Raw genomic sequence first — 22,124 nt, forward strand, 5'->3', positions numbered from 1 at the left:
AACATTAAACTATGCTGCTAGAAAAAGTCTCTCTATAACGACCTTAACACATTCACCAAAAATGAGGTCGCCATGAACCATCCGAAAACTATCATTCGAGTCGCTGATCTTCCTACTCCTACTGCAGGTCTTGCTCTTGGTATCGCCAGTCTTGGCTGGTGCTGGGAAAATGCAGCTCCATTCCAGGGATACGCACAGTTAGCTGGTGCAGGCATTGCTGCAATGCTGCTTATTGCACTCCTCGCTCGTTTTGTTTTCTACCCAAAGACGTTGCTTAACGATCTTGCTCATCCGGTTGTCGGTAGCGTTGCGCCAACATTCGCTATGGCAACTATGGTTATCTCTAATGCGGTTTCAAAATTTGCTCCGTTGGCAGGCGAAACCCTCTGGCTCGCCGCTGTCGGAATCCACCTTATTTTTCTTGCGTTCTTTATCTTCCACCAGATCAACGACTTTTCTTTACAGAAAATGGTACCGAGCTGGTTTGTGCCACCTGTTGGCATTATCGTAGCAAACGTAAGCTTTGCCGGAACGCACTTCTACTCTTTTGCAACACTGTTGCTGTACTTCGGCATGGTTGCCTACGCCATCATGCTGCCAATCATGATCTACCGTCTCATCTTCTGTAACGAGATTGCAGACGCAGCAAAACCGACTATCGCTATCATGGCAGCACCTGCAAGCCTCTCCCTTGCTGGTTACCTGTCCATGACAAGCAATCCTTCTGCACTCATCGTTGCAGTATTGCTCGGCATTGCAGTGCTCATGACATTTGTACTCTACGTATCTTTTTCCAAACTCCTGCGTCTTCCTTTCAGCCCGGGCTACGCAGCCTTTACCTTCCCGCTCGTAATCGGCTCCACTGCACTATACAAATCCAGTGCATGGATGAACGCACAGGGATGGCCGCAGGACGTAGTACAGCAAGTATCCAGCCTTGCAACGGCAGAACTTTACATTGCAACTACCATCGTAAGCTATGTTGCTATCCGCTACGCACTCTTTTTCTTCCCGAAAGAAGCGATCTTCTCCTTCTTCCGTAAAGAGCGTCTGGTTGCAGGAACTGTATCAAACTAACCATTTTCCGCCTAAAGCAAAACGACACTGCTAACGGCACACCCATGCATAGCAGTTAGCGGCACAAGAAAGAGCCAAGATCAAACAAATACAAAAAGTGAGATTTTGGCTCTTTCTGTATGTTGGCCCGACAAAATACAGTTGAAAAAGCTATACCCACGTCACCCGCCTTTTTCGCTAAACAAATAAATAGATGCCAAAATGCTGGCCACTACAAAAATGAACGGGTAACAGGCCGTATGAATATTTTAAAGAACAAAACAGCATGGCTATTTCTGATATTAAGTTTGCTCTTTGGCGTTAGCTATCAGGCACTTGATATTCATATCCAAGAAAACGGCTTACTCGTTGAACCGTTTTTTTTAATACCACTTGCCTGGTTATGTCTCTTTATCAGCGCCTTCTTCTTCATAAAAAATTTTTATAAAAAAAAATTCCCAAAAAAGAGCACGCCTAAAACGTAAAAGCTCTTTAACAAATACAAAAAAAATCAGAACACAGCTGGTTATAATTTTTTTAGGCGAACATTCTTAGCTAGTCCCAAAGATGTTCCCTGCACAGCCAGAGCCGCTATATTGATATATTCACTATGGCGGCTCTTTTCTTTTTTATATTTAGCACTTGTTAACTTTACATTCCAAACCCATATTATTAGAAGTACTGCAAACATAACCTCTTAGCAAATGGTGTTTACGTCATGCGTACTCTTACAGAATGTGAAAACATTATTCGAAACGTACTACTGGATAGCCCATACTGTGAAAAATACGTCTGGGACACGGAATTAACCGCTCAGTTAGAACAGGATGCAACATTAGACCGTACCAACGGAATCGCAATGACTGTATTTCTGGCTGAGATTCTACAGGACAACAACGCACCGTGTGTTGAGGAAGTCATTGGTCTACTTGAAGAATTTGTCCAGGAATGCACCGCAACGGAAAAATCTGCCCTGCTGGGTGAATTAAGTAATGCGCTCAACAACGCCTGCTAACTCTCACCGGTAAGGTGACTATACTTTGCTATTTCCACCTGCCAACACGGAAATTACAGCGTATCAACAACCTACGCTGCAACAGCAAAGATGCTCCCCTTACACGGGTATCCGTTGACTTGCATTTTTCCTCTCCATATAATCTGTGCTTCCTGTAACCAACTGAGCCGCGAGGCTCTTACCATAAAGCGAGAAGACACATGAACGGATGCCGTCGATGTAACGACAACAAAATGTTAAATTACTACTGCGAAAAATGTGGCATGCTCGGCTTTTCCAAAGGCCCTAACGGAGCATGGGTTGCCAACACTGGCGACGTAGTAAAAGTTGTTCAAGCTGGTGGTATTAAAAACGGCTGTCCTAAATGCGGCAGCAAAGTGACCGAACGCGAAGAAGATTTCTGCGTGTGGTGTAAGCCAGAAGAAAACAACTAATATTTCCTAAACAAAAAACCCCGTACAGGCATCTGTACGGGGTTTTTTGTTTTATTTTGACTTACGCTTTTTTTTGCCTTTTGCGCATGAAAAGTAATGCTGCAAGCGGAATGATCCCCGCAGCAACACCCATCTGGCTGATTACCTGCGGCTTGCTGGTCCAATCAAAAGAAATGAACTGCATAGCAACAGCACCGAGAATAAAGTACGTAAAGGTGAGGATTGATGATGCTGTTCCCACATCTGAATCCACAGTCTCCAGAATCATATGGTTACTTACCGGGCGGCTCACACCGATAGAAAATGTCATACAGAACATGGTGATTGCAAAGCCGATTGCGGTACCGCTGAAAAAGTACACGGCAATGCTTGAGATCAAAATACCGATAAGCGATCCCCGCAAAATATCCATGGCTGTCATATCCACACACAGACGCGAGCACAGGAATGATCCCAACATAAAACCAAGAGCATTGAACCCGAAAAACATGGCGTACTGCTGCTCTGTCAGCCCAAAAGACTGGACATAAATGTCTGGAGAACCGGCCAGAAAGCCAAAGAAACCAATTCCCATAAAAGAGAAGGTAAAGCAGCTTAATGAAAAAGGTACATTTGACAGCACCACACCATAACGACGAACCACACTCCAGATAGGGCCCCGAATCTTTTCAAACTCCGGTTCATCGAAAACAATGGTTCCATACATGGCAAGCGATGCAAGAGCGGCCTGACATGCAAAAATCCAATGCCATGAAGCATATTCCAGCACAAGGCTGCCAAAAAGCGGTGCGATCATCGGACACAGCGGGATAATGACTCCGATATAGGCCAATACCTTCTGACGTTCCACTCCAGTATAGACATCTTTCGCCAATGCCATGGACAGCGCCGAAGCGGACGCAGCGCCAGCAGCCTGAACGATACGGGCAGCGACGAGAAGCCAAATGTTATTGGATAGCGCACAAAGTACGCTGCCGAGAATGTACACGGTAATGCCACCCAGCAACACGGGGCGTCTGCCAATGCGGTCAGACAAGGGACCGTATATCAGCAATGAAAAGCTGAAAAAAACAAAGAAAAGCACCAGCGACAAGTTAACAGTTGCCAGCGGGATTCCCATCTGTTCCTGAATGATAGGCAACGCGGGAAGATACATATCTGTTGAAAGCGCTGGGAACGCTGCAAGAAGCGTAATAAAAATAAAATTAGACATATCTTTCCATGTACCCAAAGTTCAAATTAAGGCTGACCTCACGTATTCTATTGTAACTACGATAAAAAGGTCAGCCTACAATACCCGTTAATTGTTTTAGCGCATAAATTCCTGTGAAGAAAAAGCTAATGCTTACAAACCATTTTCAACACAATACAGAAATATACCAACACCTATGGCAACCCCTGTAAGCATGATTGCCCAAGCCAGCTTAGTATAAAACGGGTCATTATACTTCATATCTCCGCTCGTACCTTCTATTAGTCTGTTGTCTCAATATGAATAGACATTCTACGTAAACGAACCTACACATTTTTATTGAGACACTCATACTTGCCACTTAAGACTATGTACACTACAAAAGCTGCGTCTAAGTAACTATCAGTGTATTTTTTCTACGGCTGATATGGAATTTTATGTAGGAGGGAATAATGGATATTTCCACTTTTGATAAAGAGGTTAAGGCAGCGCTTGAAACACTTCCTGAGGAACCTGTTGCATATGTTAAAGCAGTTGTAAGTACAGCGCAGAACTTCACCGACTTCTACTTTGTAGATATCACATGGAACGACGGTCTGAACGAAACTACAACGCAGCTCAAGGTCAACCGCGAAGTTTCTTCTGAAGAAGTTCAGGAAAAAATTAAGGCTGCTTACGATTACGCATCACTTCAGGCTCTTCTGTAGTCTTGTGTATAAAAAAAGCTTCACCTACCTAGTAGATGGAGCTTTTTTTATTAGGGCAGCTTTTGCAATATCCCCTGTAACAGCAAAGGTTGCGATAGTGCGTTATATGAAAAAACCTGCCTGCGTTGCGCTTACACGCGTTCCAGCTTTTCATCTCCCCAACCAATGACACGCTATGAGATACGCTGAAAGCAGCCCTTGGCTTGGTAAAATTAACAATTCATCCTCAACGTTGCCCAACATCTTCACTATATAAGACCCTGAACATTATCCCATATACGTTGCATTTAGTATGACTAGAGGAAATCTGGTGACGAAAGTTTTTTCAACGCGATAAATATCATGCAAGAAAAAGCAGCAAGAATTGATGCCAGAACAACTGCCCTGTCGAACTCACCGCTGAACACAGCGTTGTAAATTTCAAGGGACAACGTGTTAGTTTTGCCAATAATATTTCCACCCAACATAAGGGTTATTCCCACTTCACCTAACCCCCTTCCCAGAGCAAGGAACCAGCCCGTGGCAATACTCCGGCGGATATTAGGAAGAAGCACCAGCCAAAAGGTTTCCCAGTCACTCTTTCCCAATACACGGGCAAGCTCCGCCAACCGTCGTACATCACCACGTAGTGCTGTTTCAACAGACTTCACCATAAGCGGCAGCCCAGCCACAAACGAAGCAATGATGACTCCCGTAAAACTGAACACAATATTCACGGAGAGCGCTGTTCCAATTAAGCCGGAACGCCCAAGCAACATAAGCAATACAAAACCCGTTGCAATTGGAGGAAACACCAGCGGCAGCGTCACCAGAAAGTCCACCACTGAGCGCATCATGCTTTTTTTGGTAGTGAGATAAAATCCAAGCAGCACACCGCTTACAAGATGCAGCAGCCCCACAAGAGTCAATGTCTTAAGTGTCAAAAACAAAGGCGCCGTGGTCTGTTGTTCCGACAAAATAGTAAAGAAATCCATAGAGTTTACAGCCCGAGCTTATGAACAATTGCCTGCGCTTCCCGTGTATTAAGAAACTGTAAAAAGTCCTGCTGCTCTTTTGCCTGTGCCTCATTGGCAAGCACACCCACAACAATTGATATCGGAGAGTACTGGGATTCATCCACCAGTACGTATCCGCCAAGCTTATCCACAACATTCAAAGCATGAGTCAGGTTCAGAAAACCCATATCCACCTCATTAGTTGCAATGTAGGAAAACACCTGTGGCACGGTAGAGACTTCTACCAACTTGGGCTGAATGGCCGGAATCCTTCCGCTTGCCTGCAAAAACTCACGTGCTGCTTTTCCATAGATAGCTTTTTTTCCATCCGGCAAAGCAATACGCCCTACCTGAGGGCTATCCAGATCAGCCACTGTCGAGGCTTTTGCCGACCTGGAAAATGCCAGCACCAGCTTTCCACGTCCTAATTCCTGCATAGATTGCATTGGCAACTTGGCTTTTTTCAAAAAACAAACATCTCCAAGCACCAGCCCTACGCTATCTCCCTGTTTCGCCAAGGTGGTTACGCGAGCCATATTTCCGAAAATAAGATCAACAGAATGCCCCGTCTTCTGCGTGTATGCAGAGGCGAGTGCATTCACCATTTTTTTATATCCCGCACCGGATGCCAGAACAACGGTATCAGCCCAACCAGTTGTTACAGTAACGACAAACAAAAACACACTCAGGGTAGTAATCCGAAATACATTCATGACGATAGTCCTTACATAGAGAATCAATGAGACAAGACGGCACACGATTCATCCTCTATGAAAAGCCATCCCAAATAACAACTGAGTCACGCAAACAATAAAAAGCGTGACATCCATCCCCGTTACGCAATTTCAAGCAGATGCCACTTTGAGACTAAGTCCACGCTCAAATATTATTTACAATTTCAAACAGTTAGAAAATAAGTCTTTTCATACATTCTAACGCGATGCTCGCGATACAGAAGTGACGTGCATTCTAACAAGCTACAATGGTAACCCCATTGATTCCAAATAGATAGAATCTGCCAGCCCTAAGCAATCTCCTGTTTTTATAAAATGTTTCATACCAAGAGTAACACTCACAAAGTAGAATGTGTGCGCTCGCACGAGTAGGTTCAAATTAACACAACGTGTTAAGCACATAGTGACAGCTGAGTCTGGTTGATGTTGTTTCCGACAAGCAGGGAGCTTATCTACTGCATCCCCGACAGGCGATACTTAAGCACTGCATATGCGGCGTGATCAAATTCGAATATATTGCAGTGTTGACCGCCCATCACCTGAAAAGGAATGGGAGGTTACTTCCACCATTCTTATACGGAAGAAAAGTATACGGTTGAACTCCAGTAAGCCGTTGTTCCTGCCCGAATATAAACGCTCCTTTGTCTGATCGAGGATGTAATGGAGGCTCCCGCTCGCCGGATACAAACGTTCAAACCACCTGAAGCCGCCACACATACGTTCCGTCTTTTTGTAGTTCAAACTAACTCAAGTTATGGAGACTGCTATGCCTGTATGTGAACAAGTGAATGGATTCTTTATTCCAAGTGTTACCCTTATGGGAATCGGAGCACACAAAGAGCTACCTGCAAAATTGCGCTCTATCGGTGGAACCAAGCCGTTGCTGGTAACGGATAAAGGCATGACCGCCATCGGCATGACGCAAAAAATTGTAGACCTGCTTGAGGCAGACGGCATCAACTGCATTGTTTTTGATGAAACGGTTCCGAACCCTACAGATAAAAACGTAGCGGACGGTCTTGCCATCTACAAAAAAGAACAATGCGACGCCCTGATCACCCTTGGCGGCGGCAGTGCACATGACTGCGGGAAAGGCATCGGACTTGTGAGCACCAACGGCGGCACTATCCATGATTATGAAGGACTGGATAAATCTGAAAAAGGAATGCCACCATACATAGCAGTTAACACAACTGCCGGTACTGCCTCAGAAATGACACGTTGTTGCGTTATTACCAACACAGCGCGTAAGGTAAAAATGGCCATCATTGACTGGCACGTAACTCCTGCCATCGCGCTTGATGACCCGCTGCTGATGATGGGCATGCCACCCGCCCTCACAGCAGCAACCGGTATGGATGCATTAACCCACGCAGTAGAAGCGTATGTCTCCACTGCTGCCACACCGCTGACAGATGCCTGCGCAGAAAAAGCAATCAAACTTGTTGCCGAACACCTGCGTACAGCCGTTGCAAACGGACAGGATATCCATGCACGTGAAGGTATGTGCTACGCTCAGTACTTGGCTGGTATGGCGTTTAACAACGCAAGCGTCGGGCACGTTCATGCCATGGCGCACCAATTGGGCGGCTATTACAACCTGCCACACGGCGAATGTAATGCGATTCTTTTACCGTATGTTGAAGAAATTAATATGATTGCGAAAATGGATCGTTTCGCAGAAATGGCTGCATGGATGGGTGAAGATACCGAAGGAATAAGCACCCGTGATGCTGCTAAAAAATTCATGAAAGCTGTCCGCGAACTTTCTAAAGATGTCGGCATCCCAAGCGGCTTAAAAGAGCTTGGAAAACGATACGGCAAGGATGTGAAAGTAGCAGATATTCCTACCATGACAGCAAATGCTCAAATGGACGTATGCGTCTTCACCAACCCTCGTGTTCTTTCTGATGAAGAAGTTATGAGCATTTATGAAGCTGCCATGTAATTATGCCCTCAGACATAAGGGCCTCGTTGCCCTTATGCTTCCTCCCTCGTAGAAAACCGGATGCCCCCTTCTCATTGTGAGAGGGGGGCAAAAGGCTGTAGGAGAAAACAAAGGAACTGAGTTTAAGTTACACTATAGATCTCCCTAAACTCACTGGACATACAGTAACATTGTATTTCTGCAAAAATTTTAAGCCAGTTTCTATTCTGGCTTTGAATGGTTCTTTACAATGAGCACAGGGCAGCTGCTATATACGAGTTTGTAGACTACTCCCCCTACAAGGAGGTGAAATAGTTTGCTGTATGCCCTAGTCCCGACAACGATTAACCCTGCCTCTTTTTTCTGTGCTTCTTCTACAAGCGCTTTGTGAACAGGATTGCCATACCGTATCACCACATCAAAATCCCTGACAGCCGTGGACTCAACAATACTCTTAATAGATTCTACGATCTGCTCTGTCTTATCGACAACTGTAGTCTCCACCGCAGGGTAAACACTAAATGCTTCCATCTCCATTTCGTAGGCTATTCCGGCAGTCAAACGAGAACCATAACACTCTGCCAAGGTACAAGCCTGCCGCGCCGCTGCATCTGCTTCTCTACTTCCGTCATACGCAAGAAAGATACTTTCAAAAGACAGTTCATTTGCTCCGGTAAGAATCAGTAGATCACAGGTTGTCTTACGCACAACAGCCTCTGCAACCGAGCCGATAACCACAGACTGCAGCAGTTGTGTCGAATGGGTACCTAAAGCAACAATATCGATGCCAAGATCTCCAATTTTTTCCAAAACAATCTCTGCAGGATTTCCGACACAAAAATGTCCATAAACCTCTATTCCATCTGCTTTACACTCGCCGACGATATCATCAAGAGACTTGCTGATCTTTTCATACATGTCGTTCAACACATTTGTTGTCCCCTGAATCCGCAACTCCCCATTACACTTCGGGCAAGCCGTAACAATATGGACTGAACAATTTTCTAAGCGGGCAAAGTGAGCCGCTTGACGTACAAGTGGTAATGAAGTTTCCGCACCGTCAAAAGCTACAAGCATTTTTTCATACATCCGTAGCGCCCTCCTGTGCTTGGGACTACATCGAGATTATTTAGGCTCGGCAGCTGCTGCCATCTTGCGCCCTGTCTAAGTCCGGCGACGAATTTCCCAAAAAAATCTCCTCTGACACCCAAGGCAACATACAATCAGTCAAAATCCGTTTTACCATACATCTGATTACAGTGTGTCAGCATGATAGTCTTACTTGTGAATGCAACGCTTAGCACAGCACTCACCATTAACTACTTGATTACATAGAGTTTGACGTAACGAGAAAATAATAACCTGTCGATTCGAAGAAGTAGCATTCTCTCTGCCCCGTCATTTCAAAAAAGCAAGATCGTACAATACTACTTACAGCACAGACGATAGCTTCCTAAAAAAACATATTGGAGGGTATCGATGAACGATTCCACTATTGCTAATAACACCGTCTACTTTTCACATGGTTCCAAAGAACTGAAAGACATTGCATGGGTTGACCATCCGACATTCAAAGGCGTGCAACTTAAACATCTTCTCACAAGTGAAGAAACTGGCAACATTTTCAGCTCACATCTAATTAAAATCGCCCCACAATGCGGACTGGAAAATCATTGTCACGAAAACCAGAAAGAACTGCATGAAATTATGGCTGGACACGGAGAATGTGTTTTAACTGGAAAAACAATCTGTTACAAAAAAGGAGTGATGACTGTAATTGAAAAAGGCGAACCACATCAAGTAAAGGCAGATGAGCAAGGGCTTCTTCTGCTAGCCAAGTTTTTTCCACCACTAGTATAGCTAATAACTCAGGTTCAAATGGTAAAAGAAAGCAGCGAGCTTCGTATTCTCACCCTTTCAGAAGAATTGGGAATTGAGGCAATATTCGGAAAACGGATACGTAACACATTCCAGCGCCACATCCACTCTACCTACCTTTTTGGTCTTGTAGAAAAGGGAGTACGGCATATTACATGTGATGACCGCACGTATTCTGTTGCCGAACAGGAGCTGTTTATGTTGCAACCGGCACAGGTGCATGCGTGTACATGTAGTGAAGACCATTGCTATAGTATCTTGAGTGTGTCACCGGAGCTTATTGAAACGCTCAGAGCACAAAAGCTCGAGAAAAACAGGAACCTGCATCCTTGCTTTACCCAGATCCATTACAAAGATGCAAAGCTCTCACAGCAGCTTCAAGACATATTCACCCTCATAACAAAACAGGGCATGAGTGATCATGCCCTTACTTTAATTCAAACCTACATATCCACTCTACTCCAACACGAGCCGCATACAGCACAAGAAGTAGTGCCTTCCCCTGAGCCAATCGTTAAAAATACCTGTGCATTCCTCAAAAAGAACCACGCAGAAAAGCTACCACTCTCAGCCGTTGCAGAGCAAGCGTGCCTAAGCCCGTTTCATTTCCAACGACTGTTCACCAAACGCATGGGCATAAGCCCCAGCGACTATCTGCAAGCACACCGTGTAGCCGAAGCTCGGCAACTGCTGCAAAAAGACATTCCATTAAGCGATGTTAGTGTATCACTGGGCTTTTACGATCAAAGCCATTTTTCACGCATATTTCGTAAGATGATGGGGGTCTCTCCTGGAGCGTACCGGAAAACGAATTCCAAGTAGCCATGAAAGCTTCTTCTCAAAGAGCAGGCAATGGCTTATGTACCAAAAACCTTATCGAACTCTTTCTCAGAGAGAATCCGTTGTGTGACAAACTTTCCATCATTGAACACAGTGTAATTTGTGTACGGCACACAATGCGCTTGCGCTTCTTCTTTGGATGTAAATTTTGTAACCGTAATATTCTTACCACGTGCTGTTGCCACACGAACCAGATCTTCAACATAATATTCAGTAAACGGACAAGCGTTTGTGTAGAACACAGCCAATCCGTCTCTAACTGAACACTCACCCGTTTTTGCCGATTCCTTAAATGCAGGCACAGGGCTACCTTCTGAAAAACGTTTTCCCCACAGTTCAAAGTATGGTGGTGCAACGTCCAGCAACTCGAAGCCCTGCTTTTTAAAAAAACGCTTATCTGACATAAAGGGTTGCTTTGTTTTGCCAGTAACAACAATCACCCCATCCTTGCCTTTTGCGTCCGCCATACATTCTTCAAACAGCTTCTTGCCGTTTCCCTTGCCTTTATACTTTCCGGATACCCAGAAGCAATTAATCAACAGATAGTTAGGAGCATCAACAGGCACCCATGCGTGTTCAGCCGGTACATATTCTATAAAAACTTTACCGCGCACATCCCCTTTTTTAAAAACATATCCGTTTGGAAACTGCGTTGCCAACCAATCCTTTTTTGCCTGATATCCCTGCGCACATTTCTTGTCAGCTATGGCACAACAAATATGTTCATCATCTATATTTTCTGCTGTAAGTGTGACAATCGATTCCATACCATCTCCTCGTCAGATACAACGTTCATTACGCCCCCAACTCGACATTTAATATATTGATATAATAGAATATCACAGAGGAAATCAAGCTTAGAACCTGCAATCCTTTCATCTAACACTGATAGTTACACTTACCATGACAAAGTGAACATATCAGACAGTGCGTGACGACCTGACTATTTATGAATTTCATACTAAGATGAAAACATGGCATCATACAAAAAATGTATATCTATATGCAGCCGGACAGGAAAACACCGTTTGTAGAACATACCCGCATCCCGTTAACTGGCAACAAGAAGGCGTAATCATGGCAGGCACACTATTTTATCTTATGGGCCCTTCAGGTGCAGGAAAAGATGCACTCCTCAATGCCCTTCGTTCCCGTCTGGAAGATAAACCGGTAATTATTGCACACCGCTACATTACCCGTCCTGCTTCCGCTACTGGTGAAAACCACGTGGCACTTTCAAAAAAAGAATTTAAAAAGTATCTGTTTGCGAACAGCTTTTCGCTACACTGGCACAGCCACAACAGGGACTACGGCATCGGCATAGAAATAAATTACTGGCTGCAACGAGGCATTTCAGTCGTCATCAACGGATCACGCGCCTACCTTCAACAAGCTTGCGAACTGTATCCTGATTTACAGCCAATACTTATTACCGCGCCGGAAGACACTATCAAAGAACGCCTCTACAAACGAAAGCGCGAGACAGAAGCAGAAATCATGCAACGTCTCCAGCAGAATGCGGAATTAAACACCACATGCACCAGCAATTCCCGCTGCGGAAAGAAGACCGTAGTGATTATGAATGATTCAACAATTGAATCCGCCGTCAACCAACTGGAAGCCATCATCTGCAATAAAAAACTCCCCCGACACACCTAGCTCGGGGGAGTTTTCTTATTCCTTACAAATACACTTTGAGAGGCTACGTTGCTAAGCCTTTACACAAAGTGTTTTAAAGTACTGTTTGCCGCCTTTTTCAAACCGTTCCACCCCATGAATATCACTTTCATATCCCGGAAAACGGTTCTCAAAAGCTTCACGTGTCTTCAGGTAATCTAGAATCGGCTGAGCAGCACTGTCCACAACCTCACCACCCATAAGAATCGGAATCCCCGGAGGATACGGTACAAGCATAACAGCTGCCACACGGTCATGCAGATCCTTCAGTGCCACGTATTCAACATTCCTTTTTACCACTTCCTGATATGCATCAGACGGCTTCATTACTTGATGCGGAATAATCTCGAACGCGTCGTGCATCTTACCAAGTAAGTTATGCTCCTTGTAGTAAGCATGAATAGCATCACAATGTTCCCGCAATCCCAAGCTCTTATACACATGCGGATACTGCTTCACAAGATCAGGGAACACCTCGCTCAGCGGAGTATTGGCATCGTAACACTCTTTGAATTTAAGCAATGCTGTCAACAAAGTGCCCTGTTTAGCTTTGGTAGTACCAATTGAATTGAGTAGCAGGAATGAATAGTAATCTGTTTTCTCACACACAATTCCATGTCGAATCAGATAATCTGTTACGATCATGGCCGGTATACCGGACTTTTGATACGTACCATCCTGATTCAACCCGGGTGTGGTAATTGTGAGCTTTATAGGGTCAAGCATAACGTAATTGTCTTCAATATCATCAAAGCCATGCCAGTTGTTTTTTGCATCCAGTACCCAAGGGTCCTGAGTTGCACTCAAATAGCTTACCGGAACTTTTGTAAATGGAACCAAGGAGTGCTCAAACTCTACCTGTTCCGGTTGCCACATCGAGAAGAACCAACTTCCTTCACCTTTCATTTCTGCCGCCATGCGGGCTATTTTCTGCCTTAAAATCACCGCATCACGTATACAGTCTGTAAGAATAACTTCGCCGCTGTCTTCCATTATCTTTGTTGCGACATCCAATGAAGCTATCATGCTGTATTGAGGTGATGTAGAACCGTGCATCATGTACGATTCGTTCATTTCCATCTTATCAATTGGCACATGGCTGCCGTGTTTCACATGCAGCATAGAGGATTGAGAAAAGGCCGTAAGGAGCTTGTGCGTGGACTGTGAACAAAAGATTGGTGGATGATGTTTATGCGGCGTTTCTGCCATGCCGAAATGATCTTTGTAGATAGGATGGAACTTTGCGTAAGCATACCATGCTTCATCAAAATGCATATTCTTAACGTTCTTTTCCAGCTGCTCTTTAATGGTGCAAACGTTATAGCACATTCCGTCGTATGTGGAGTTGGTCAGTGCCGACATAACTGGAATAGCCTTTTTTTTCGCATCAGGAATAATCTTGCTCTTCTTAATATTATTCCGGATTGTGTCTTTACTAAACTCTGTAAGCCTGCACGGGCCGATAATACCAAGATGATTTCTGCGTGGCTGCATGTATATCGGGTAAATATCCGTAATAACCATGGAATAGTTAAGTGACTTGTGACAGTTACGGTCAACAACTGCTACATCATCACGCACTGCCTGAGAACGCCAGATAATCTGATTAGCATTTGATGTCCCGTTCAGCACATAGAAGGTAATATCTGCGCCAAAAACTTTTGCTGAGTTATTCTCCGCATCACCTACCACTCCGCTATGATCGAGCAAGGAACCAAGCTCTGGAACAGAAATAGAAAGGTCGGAACGAAAGACATTCTCACCGAAGAACTTATACATTCCGACACCGGCAGGACTTTTTAAAAAACCTTCGCCGCCCATGTGCCCCGGAGTATGCCATGCGTACTTATATGCTTCTGCATACAACACTAAGGATGAAAAAAACGCAGGGTTAACACGCTTGATATAGGCAAGCAACAGAGTCTCAATCCTTCCAGACAGAAAATCTACAGTATCCGAGTGCTTCCACAACAACTCATCAAGCATTGCCAATAGTTCTGTCGAAATGCTGTCCTGAGTTTCCCTGTCTGTCAGTAAACAAACTGGAATATGCTTATTCCGAGTTCTAATTTCTTTAAGCAAGCCCTCTGGCCCACCGCAATTCCCCTCTCTTTCACTCCTGATATCCCAATCTATAACAATTGCCCCCAAGTCTGCACGGCTATGCACTATATTCGCTGCATCTTCATAACAGTATGCACGAATGACGCTACATTTTTGTTCTGAAACCAACGCCTGTTCTAACTCGCGTATTCTATTCCCGGTGTCATTATTCACATCAAACAGGCTGGATACAATCAGTATCGGCCAATCTTCTTTTGTCAATTTCATTCAACGCTCCTGTTGTTCAACAACGGATATGTATCCACAGTTATTTTGATTTTGCAGCAAATACCAACGAATAGACTGCAAGCGCGACCATCACGCAGGTGATAACAAGCCACAGTTCTGCAAAGTTTGCTGACTCAAACGCAGACAATATGAACACGGAAGAAAGCGTCACGATGGTGATATCGAAATAGGAATGTTTGCCTGTCTCAAATCCTTTTTTGATTAAGGCAATGCCGGACCAGAAGTATGGAAACAGGACGAGTAAAACGGAGATGGTGACAGTAAGATTAAATGCCACAGCAATATTGCTGCCCAAAAACATAAGGCAAAGTTCAACAACTGTCATAAGAGCGGCGTTTACCAACAACCCGCGGCTCCCGACATTGTACTTATTGGTGTAGGAATATATTTTAGGTAAGAAGCCGTTATCTGCACTTGTTTTTGCAGCGCTGACGACAGAAAGGTTCCAGACAAGGAAGCTGGAAAGACAAGCAACAGCCATAACAATTGAAGAAATCTGACCAAGCAGTTTGGAACCGAAAATGTGAGCTATAGAAAGAGAAAAGGAGGCTGGCTGGTTATGAATGACCTTTGCTGTGAACATTCCCTCAATCACTGTTGTAGAAACAATGTACAGAATAGCTACTACGATGAACCCGACTATTGTGGCTATGGGCACATTCCGTTTTGGATTATTCACTAGCTCATAGTTGTTCGCGACAGCTTCGACGCCCATATAGGAGAACAACAGCACAGCAAAACCAGAAAGAACAGCCTTGCCCGGAGGCAGGTTGGTTACATTCCAGTTCTGCTCAAACAGGTGAACATCAAATGAAAGCCAACCAAATGAAGCTGTAAGAAACACAGAGAGCAAAAGGACTGTCACGGAACAGGAGACAAGAAGTGTAACAAGCTTTGCTCCGCGTAATGAGAGCAGTGTAAACACCCAAATGAGGATGATTACGACAACACCCAATATCATAGGATGATTTAGTGAGGGAACAAAGTAAGTAACGTAGCCGAGTCCGGCTATAAGTATTGAAACATTGGAGATGAGGTTTGAATAGACATAGAACAGTCCGCTTTTAGCCCCCAAAATTGGGTTCACATATGCGGACAATCCTGTGGGGCTGGGATCATCAAACATTGCCCCTGCCCGTACATACACTAGCGTAAGGCACAACGCCCCTGCCGTTACCAGCAAAAAAGAGAGCAACGTTATTGATCCAATAGCCGCCAGCTGCTGCGGTAAAGCGATCACGCCGCTCCCTGCAAGACTGGCAACAATAAAAAACGTTGCTCCGACAAGACCAAGCTTGTGTTTGGATGCTTCCATGGCGCGCCCTTTTTAAATTAAAAGTCATTCTATAGACTTTTAATTCTACGGCACCACGAAATTTACATCCTTTATTTCTAAATCACGCTAAAGGCGCTATACGCTGCTAGCTCAAACGTTCAATATCAATAAAATCAGGTGTAATGGTATGCACCTTAAATTGATGACCTTTAATTGTAATAATCGGTGTGCCGAGAGGTATGGAAACTGGCTCACGACTTATCACGCGCGGCCTGCTACCTCCCTTAAGAGTTCGCACTTCAAACAACACAGACATGCCGTCTTTCTTCACAAACTTGATGACATAGTGTGTCTCGGAGGCAGCAATAACCTTGTTTCTTTTAATGCTCTTAAAAGAAACGTCAGCAGGTTTTACCGTTGCGGAAACATTCTTGTATACCTGCGGAATATCAGTCGGCATATAAAAGTCACCGGAAAGACGGCCTGTTTTTTCAGGTACAGCAAATACTCTGTCAAGCAGCAGTACATCATCTCCTTTGGCCGAAGATAACACCTCATAGGTAACATTAGAGTAACCAAAGATTGTACTTTCTATATCTGATGCAGAGGCCGCAGGGCTATTAAGTGTAATAGTAAAATCTTTTGAAGCGCTCATCTTAGGCAATTCGAGAACTTCTTCATTGTATTTAAGTACACGCAGTATATCACCGCCTGTAACGACAGTTTTACGTGCACCGATTTTCATAGTCTGCGTATTAATTTTGCGGATACGGCTTTTTTTCGGCATCCTTGCTAAATCAATGTCAATTTTTACTTCATCAACAGCCAATGCCGAAGTCGATGTTTTTTGCGTAGAATCGTCTTCAGGTACTACTTTTACCAGCTGATACTTAGCACACCCTGCAACAAAAAAAGCACATGCAATACACACCAGTGCAGTTAAAAACGGCTTTCTCATGTTATACGCCAAAGTTGTCCATTGCATACTCTACCCGCTGTTTTTCGGACTGCAAAAGATGATGAATCTCTTCAACACTATCTAGTCTGCTTTGCAGACCGGTTTTGTTTGCAACTTGAATCGCCAGCCCCGGTCGAGCATTTAATTCCAGAATCAACGGCCCAAGATCTTTATCAAGCACAATGTCCACACCAAGATACCCAAGTCCGGTTACTGAATACCCTAATGATGCCTGCCGCAACAATTCTTCCCATCCTGGAATCTGAACATCGCTGATAGGCAACAACGTATCTGGATGCATCTCATGGTTATCGTTCTTCCATACCGCATGGGTTGTCTTACCGGTACGTATATCAATACCACAGCCCATAGCCCCCTGATGCAGGTTCGCTTTCCCGTCAGACTCACGGGTTGGAAGCCGCAGCATCGCCATAACCGGAACCCCCTTGTATACAATGATACGTATATCAGGAACACCTTGATATGCTATCCCCTTAAAAACAGGATCAAACTTAACGCAGTATTCAACCAGCGCCTTATCCGGCATACCACCAAGACTGTACATCCCGCTCAGAATATTCGAGATATGGAAATGAATCTCGTCTCTTGTAATAAAAGAGTCATCAGGCTTCAGGAAATGGGAACCAAGCTTACCGTTGATGACGAGAATACCGTTACCGCCTGCACCGCGTGCAGGTTTCACAACAAACGAATCATGCTTTTCCAGCAACTCAGGTAACTTCTTTAATTCATGCTGCGCACGGAATACTCCGTACAGTTCCGGAACATTCAATCCAGCATCAAGCGTAAGGCGTTTGGTGGTCTCTTTATCGTCCACCAAAGGATACAGTCTACGGGGGTTGTTAGGCAGCACGTATGCAGCATTACGGGCATTCATGCCCACAATACCATGCTCTTTTAAGTTCTTAAACCAACCGAACATGGCTTACTCCCGAATAAACGTGCGGAATCGAACCAAATCCATCAGACGATACCCTGTGTATCGACCCATCATAACGGTAAGCGCCAGCAGCACTAAGAAAAGTTCAGGAAAAACAAAGAACAAATGCTCTACATAACTATCTGTCATAACGAGGTATGCAAGCACAGCAACAGCCATAGATCCGACTGCCTGCTGAATAGCTTTAACTGCCCCCAGTTCATCCCACATCACAGAGATGCGTTCGATAGTCATACTCAAAATAACCATCGGGAACAGGCTTACAGAAACACCGCGCGGGATACCAAGTTTAAAACAGACCACACTGATTCCTGCCATAAGCAGAACTACGGTAATCAAAACACAGGCAAGACGCGGCACAAGAAGCAACTTCAGGTGCTCCAGATACAGTCGCACACCAAGACCAAGAATAATCACCACGGAGAACAGGCTTACCCCCCACAGCAACTGAGTTTCCCTGAAAGAAAGAGCAATCAGCACTGGCATAAAGGTACCAAAGGTGCTGAACCCGATAACATTTCGAAGGAATACCAAAAGGATGGCACCAATAGGGATAAGGAGAATTACCCTGTACGTAGCCTGAGCCTGCACCGGAAGGCTAAACAGGGAGTAATCAAAAAATGTCGGATGAGTTGCAGAGATACGATCCACAACGTTTTTCATGGCATCAATAGCATCAGGAACCACAGAAAGAGAAACCTGCAGGTTCTTACCACCCTTCAACTCTGCCAATGGAGCATCACCACGCCACCAAGGAACAAAGTTTACCGGAGTACTAAACACGCCCTTTGCCACATTGAACATATGCCATGAATCATTCTGATACAGCTCAAGCCAATGCGTGATGCCTGCATCACTGGAAGTTCCAAGGGTAATACCGTGTACTGATTGCGCCGGGATACCTGAAAGGTGCAACAGACGAACAGCCATGTTTACAACACCGCGGCTGCTTGCTGCGTCGCGAAGTAAGTAAGCTGCATTAGAGTCCTTTTCCGGATGCTGTAATGCCTGCATAAGCAACGGAACAAAAGATTCAATGTCAGCAGATTCCTTACCAATTTTGGAAAGAAGAGCATCAGCAGCGACAGTTTCAGCCTCGGAGAACTGCGGATCGCGAAGCTGCGGAATTTCCTGCGGCGGGCTCCACATAGGCAGCTCGCCCCCAGATTCAGGACGCAGCACAGCAGAATAAATGAGATCCTGCTTTCCATCTGCAAGACGCTTCGACCAGATAACAACAGAGTTCTGATCATATGCGTCATTGGTCAACTGCCTGTCTGTAATTCTCTGACTTACGCGCTGACGACCGTAACCAGCACCAATAAAATATTCATCTGTAACAGCAAATCCTGAAACACGGTTAAGCGTTTGAAGGACAACCTTTACTGGCTTTTTTTCTCCGTCAAAAGCAACGTGTGCTTCAACATTCCATACAGATGTTTTTTCTGAAGGAACTAACGGAAATCCTAAAACAAAAACTTTGTAACTAAATACGCCAAGCCCGACTGCCAACAAAATGCCGACAAGCAGCTTTAACTGGAGTTTATTCATCTATCAGTCCGAAGAAAAAGAATAGTTAGCAAATAGAAACTGAAAGGAGTGACGAGCTAAGGGGAATCAGGCTTACCGAGCCTATATTTTTGCGAAGAATCAATAAGAAACCCTTTTCGCAAGTCCTTACGTCCGACAAGAAGTTTGTAAGAAAAATGAGTCCTGTCAGTCAGATTAATTTCTGCATCAAACACCTTCGACGCAATATGAATTTGTGCCTTAATTACAGGGCGTTCATCATACCCAGATGGACGCTTTTTAACTCTGACAGTTCTTATATATTGGCAAGTTATACGCTGGGAGTCACCATTACCGTCAATGCTGGTAAAAGTTACCGTCTTCTTTTTTTTATCAATAAAAATGTCAGTAGCATGAAAAGAAGTGCTGTCCGCACCGGTATCCAGTTTCGCATCAACTTCAATAGGATGAGTCTGCCCACAAATACTGACGGCAGCCTTTTCAATATATCCTGCTACCAGCTTATCCTTTATAGCTGGAGCATTAGCGGCAGACGCCACAGTCTGAACATATACTTGAGTAGAAGTCGGGGTGGAGACGGGCTGTTGGGACTGCGCAAGGGAAACTGTGGTGTTGAATATTAGCAAAAGAGCTAAGCACCATGCATAGTACATAATTGTGTCCTATATAAAATCACTGTGTCACACTAAACTGCGTTAACCTACAGTATGGTTTCTCTTTTTTTCCATAATGATTGAGAAAAATACAATAAGCAACTCGAGATGCGCATGTATCGCTAGATACTCGTTGCTACACTTTTCGTCAAACATTGCTCCTATCATCAATAAATTACAGAATTGTACAACAAATGTTGCACATCAACCAACAGGTGTTATTGGCTTTTTTGAACACTTTAACGATCTCACCCGCAAAAGCTGCTCTCTAGCGCCTTGCATCGTTTCGGAACACCCACATTTTCTACTCCTGACATCCCCTTCAATACATAGACAAAAATATCTATTTTGCTTTGACAGGACAACAATATCTCCATCAGCTAGTTCGCAGAAGTACATTTTTATATCTCTGCTTAGCAATTCAATATAATTAATACATATTTCTTGAGAATTAGCATAGATATCTAATCACGCAGAGAGCCGCATAGCATGATCATCCCCCACCCTGTTGATCTCATAAACTTAACTGCCAACTTCGTGAAAATAAAAACGCCTCCATCCAAACGATAAAGGCGCTCTTTGTTATCTTACTCTTTTCGCAAACCATATTTTCGCATTCGCAAATACAAACGCTTACGCGGGATTCCAAGATCAGACGCTGTCTTTTCTATCTTCCCCTCGTTGCGCTCCAATGCGTCAACAATAAGCTGCTTTTCATAGTTCTCCACGAGGTCGTCAAGCACAGTACATCCAGCAGGCAAAACATCGCAGGAATCAACATTTCCTTCACCAGACAAATCAAGCGGCAAACCAAGAACCAGCTGCTGGGCAACATTGCGCAGCTCACGGACATTCCCCGGCCAAGAATATTGCTGAAGACGGCTGCTCATCTCAGGATCAACGTCCGGCACCGGTCTGCTAAAGCGTTCCGCCATAACAGCCATAAAGTAATGAAGCAGTTCCATAACGTCTCCTGCCCTGTCGCGAAGAGGCGGAACATTAATGCGTGCCACATTAAGACGAAAAAACAAGTCCTCACGGAACGTGCCGTTACTCACGGCCTCACGCAGATCAACTTTGGAAGCAGCAACAACTCTGAAATCGACAGGTATAAGCTGGTTACTTCCCACACGCTCAATGACTCGTTCCTGCAATGCACGCAGCAGTTTTACCTGAATATCAAGCGGCATGGACTCTACTTCATCCAGAAAAAGAGTGCCCCCTTGAGCCAATTCGATCTTACCGATGCGCCGACTTGAAGCGTTTGTAAACGCCCCGCGTTCATGCCCGAACAACTCACTCTCAACCAGACTTTCCGGAATAGCACAGCAGTTCAGCGGAACAAATTTTCCGCCATGACGGTTCCCGCAATCATGCAAGGAACGGGCAGTAAGCTCTTTGCCTACACCTGTTTCTCCAAGAATAAGGACATCAACATCAATCGACGCCAAGGAACTTACGGTCTGGCGCAATTGCGTAATTTGTGGTGACGATCCGAGAAGGCGTGATTCCAGATCAAGATCAACAGCAAGGCGCTCCTTCAAATTACGGTTTTCAAGACAAAGGCGACGGGATTCCAACGCGCGCTTGGCAACCTCAATAAGATACTCCGGCGGTGCAGGCTTTTCGAGAAAATCATACGCACCGGAACGAATTGCCTCTAGCGCCATTGGAACATCGCCATGTCCTGTAAGCATGACAACTGGCAACTCTGGCGCAATTTCCGTAATGCGGTTCAGAAGTGTCAGTCCATCCATCCCGGGCATTTTCACATCGCTGATGACCACACCGAGCCAATCCGGAGTAATGTGCGGCAACACCTCTTCCGCAGAGCTGAAGGTTTTTATGGTATATCCTTCAAGCTCAAAGGTCTGCTGGCAAGCCTGCCGAATCATGGGTTCATCATCGACTAAATAAATTTCACCAATGGTGGTCATAA

At 44.7% G+C, this 22,124-nt stretch carries 21 protein-coding genes; 9 read left to right on the forward strand and 12 right to left on the reverse strand.

The window, feature by feature from the left end:
- The first annotated feature begins 72 nt into the window (after positions 1 to 72).
- From BUR09_RS12290 to BUR09_RS12305, 4 genes are all read left to right on the forward strand, one after another.
- Positions 73 to 1,077: a TDT family transporter gene (locus BUR09_RS12290; RefSeq protein ID WP_074217245.1), complete on the forward strand. Its 1,005-nt coding sequence runs from the start codon at positions 73 to 75 to the stop codon at positions 1,075 to 1,077.
- A 119-nt stretch (positions 1,078 to 1,196) separates the two neighbouring features.
- The gene (locus BUR09_RS12295) at positions 1,197 to 1,541 is read left to right on the forward strand and encodes a DUF3955 domain-containing protein (RefSeq protein WP_074217246.1); all 345 of its coding nucleotides are present in this window, start codon (positions 1,197 to 1,199) and stop codon (positions 1,539 to 1,541) included.
- Positions 1,542 to 1,774: 233 nt separating this feature from the next.
- The gene (locus BUR09_RS12300) at positions 1,775 to 2,071 is read left to right on the forward strand and encodes a hypothetical protein (RefSeq protein ID WP_074217247.1); all 297 of its coding nucleotides are present in this window, start codon (positions 1,775 to 1,777) and stop codon (positions 2,069 to 2,071) included.
- Between the two features lie 200 nt (positions 2,072 to 2,271).
- Positions 2,272 to 2,505 carry a hypothetical protein gene (locus BUR09_RS12305; RefSeq protein ID WP_074217248.1) on the forward strand — a complete coding sequence of 78 codons (234 nt, stop codon included), beginning with the start codon at positions 2,272 to 2,274 and terminating at the stop codon, positions 2,503 to 2,505.
- A 61-nt stretch (positions 2,506 to 2,566) separates the two neighbouring features.
- Here BUR09_RS12305 and BUR09_RS12310 read toward each other — a convergent pair whose 3' ends face one another.
- Complete coding sequence (locus tag BUR09_RS12310) at positions 2,567 to 3,718, reverse strand: Bcr/CflA family efflux MFS transporter (RefSeq protein WP_074217249.1); 1,152 nt, start codon at positions 3,716 to 3,718, stop codon at positions 2,567 to 2,569.
- Between the two features lie 431 nt (positions 3,719 to 4,149).
- Here BUR09_RS12310 and BUR09_RS12315 point away from each other — a divergent pair, with 431 nt between their 5' ends.
- Positions 4,150 to 4,404 (forward strand): hypothetical protein, encoded by a 255-nt coding sequence (locus tag BUR09_RS12315; RefSeq protein ID WP_074217250.1) that lies wholly within the window; start codon positions 4,150 to 4,152, stop codon positions 4,402 to 4,404.
- 296 nt (positions 4,405 to 4,700) lie between these two features.
- On the opposite strand, the gene BUR09_RS12320 is transcribed toward BUR09_RS12315, so the two are convergent.
- Positions 4,701 to 5,378: a molybdate ABC transporter permease subunit gene (locus BUR09_RS12320; protein WP_074217251.1), complete on the reverse strand. Its 678-nt coding sequence runs from the start codon at positions 5,376 to 5,378 to the stop codon at positions 4,701 to 4,703.
- Between the two features lie 5 nt (positions 5,379 to 5,383).
- On the reverse strand, positions 5,384 to 6,112 hold the full coding sequence (gene modA, locus BUR09_RS12325; RefSeq protein WP_074217252.1) for a molybdate ABC transporter substrate-binding protein: 729 nt from the start codon (positions 6,110 to 6,112) through the stop codon (positions 5,384 to 5,386).
- Positions 6,113 to 6,899: 787 nt separating this feature from the next.
- Between modA and BUR09_RS12330 the strand changes: the two genes are divergently transcribed.
- Positions 6,900 to 8,081, forward strand: a complete 1,182-nt coding sequence (locus BUR09_RS12330) for an iron-containing alcohol dehydrogenase (RefSeq protein WP_074217253.1) — start codon at positions 6,900 to 6,902, stop codon at positions 8,079 to 8,081.
- 201 nt (positions 8,082 to 8,282) lie between these two features.
- Here the strand turns inward: BUR09_RS12330 and BUR09_RS12335 are convergent, their stop codons facing one another.
- Positions 8,283 to 9,149, reverse strand: a complete 867-nt coding sequence (locus BUR09_RS12335) for a universal stress protein (protein WP_074217254.1) — start codon at positions 9,147 to 9,149, stop codon at positions 8,283 to 8,285.
- Positions 9,150 to 9,539: 390 nt separating this feature from the next.
- Here BUR09_RS12335 and BUR09_RS12340 point away from each other — a divergent pair, with 390 nt between their 5' ends.
- Positions 9,540 to 9,920 carry a cupin domain-containing protein gene (locus BUR09_RS12340; protein WP_074217255.1) on the forward strand — a complete coding sequence of 127 codons (381 nt, stop codon included), beginning with the start codon at positions 9,540 to 9,542 and terminating at the stop codon, positions 9,918 to 9,920.
- Between the two features lie 18 nt (positions 9,921 to 9,938).
- Entirely contained in the window at positions 9,939 to 10,760 is an 822-nt protein-coding gene (locus BUR09_RS12345) for an AraC family transcriptional regulator (protein WP_074217256.1), read from the forward strand.
- Between the two features lie 35 nt (positions 10,761 to 10,795).
- On the opposite strand, the gene BUR09_RS12350 is transcribed toward BUR09_RS12345, so the two are convergent.
- Complete coding sequence (locus BUR09_RS12350) at positions 10,796 to 11,545, reverse strand: GNAT family N-acetyltransferase (protein WP_074217257.1); 750 nt, start codon at positions 11,543 to 11,545, stop codon at positions 10,796 to 10,798.
- 310 nt (positions 11,546 to 11,855) lie between these two features.
- Between BUR09_RS12350 and phnN the strand changes: the two genes are divergently transcribed.
- Positions 11,856 to 12,437 carry a phosphonate metabolism protein/1,5-bisphosphokinase (PRPP-forming) PhnN gene (gene phnN / locus BUR09_RS12355; protein WP_074217258.1) on the forward strand — a complete coding sequence of 194 codons (582 nt, stop codon included), beginning with the start codon at positions 11,856 to 11,858 and terminating at the stop codon, positions 12,435 to 12,437.
- A 51-nt stretch (positions 12,438 to 12,488) separates the two neighbouring features.
- Here the strand turns inward: phnN and BUR09_RS12360 are convergent, their stop codons facing one another.
- From BUR09_RS12360 to BUR09_RS12390, 7 genes are all read right to left on the reverse strand, one after another.
- Positions 12,489 to 14,786 (reverse strand): Orn/Lys/Arg family decarboxylase, encoded by a 2,298-nt coding sequence (locus BUR09_RS12360; RefSeq protein WP_074217259.1) that lies wholly within the window; start codon positions 14,784 to 14,786, stop codon positions 12,489 to 12,491.
- Positions 14,787 to 14,826: 40 nt separating this feature from the next.
- Positions 14,827 to 16,122 carry an amino acid permease gene (locus BUR09_RS12365; RefSeq protein WP_074217260.1) on the reverse strand — a complete coding sequence of 432 codons (1,296 nt, stop codon included), beginning with the start codon at positions 16,120 to 16,122 and terminating at the stop codon, positions 14,827 to 14,829.
- A 106-nt stretch (positions 16,123 to 16,228) separates the two neighbouring features.
- Positions 16,229 to 17,041 (reverse strand): hypothetical protein, encoded by an 813-nt coding sequence (locus BUR09_RS12370; RefSeq protein ID WP_074217261.1) that lies wholly within the window; start codon positions 17,039 to 17,041, stop codon positions 16,229 to 16,231.
- A 1-nt stretch (position 17,042) separates the two neighbouring features.
- Positions 17,043 to 17,984, reverse strand: coding sequence for an alpha-L-glutamate ligase-like protein (locus tag BUR09_RS12375; protein ID WP_074217262.1), 942 nt, complete (start codon positions 17,982 to 17,984; stop codon positions 17,043 to 17,045).
- Positions 17,985 to 17,987: 3 nt separating this feature from the next.
- A complete protein-coding gene (locus tag BUR09_RS12380; protein ID WP_074217263.1) occupies positions 17,988 to 19,553 on the reverse strand; it encodes an inactive transglutaminase family protein in 1,566 nt (521 codons plus the stop codon).
- 56 nt (positions 19,554 to 19,609) lie between these two features.
- Positions 19,610 to 20,185 (reverse strand): ATP-dependent zinc protease family protein, encoded by a 576-nt coding sequence (locus BUR09_RS12385; RefSeq protein WP_074217264.1) that lies wholly within the window; start codon positions 20,183 to 20,185, stop codon positions 19,610 to 19,612.
- 587 nt (positions 20,186 to 20,772) lie between these two features.
- The gene (locus tag BUR09_RS12390) at positions 20,773 to 22,122 is read right to left on the reverse strand and encodes a sigma-54-dependent transcriptional regulator (protein ID WP_074217265.1); all 1,350 of its coding nucleotides are present in this window, start codon (positions 22,120 to 22,122) and stop codon (positions 20,773 to 20,775) included.
- Between the last annotated feature and the right edge of the window lie 2 nt (positions 22,123 to 22,124).

It is taken from the genome of Halodesulfovibrio marinisediminis DSM 17456 (genome assembly GCF_900129975.1).
Taxonomy (GTDB): Bacteria; Desulfobacterota; Desulfovibrionia; order Desulfovibrionales; family Desulfovibrionaceae; genus Halodesulfovibrio; species Halodesulfovibrio marinisediminis.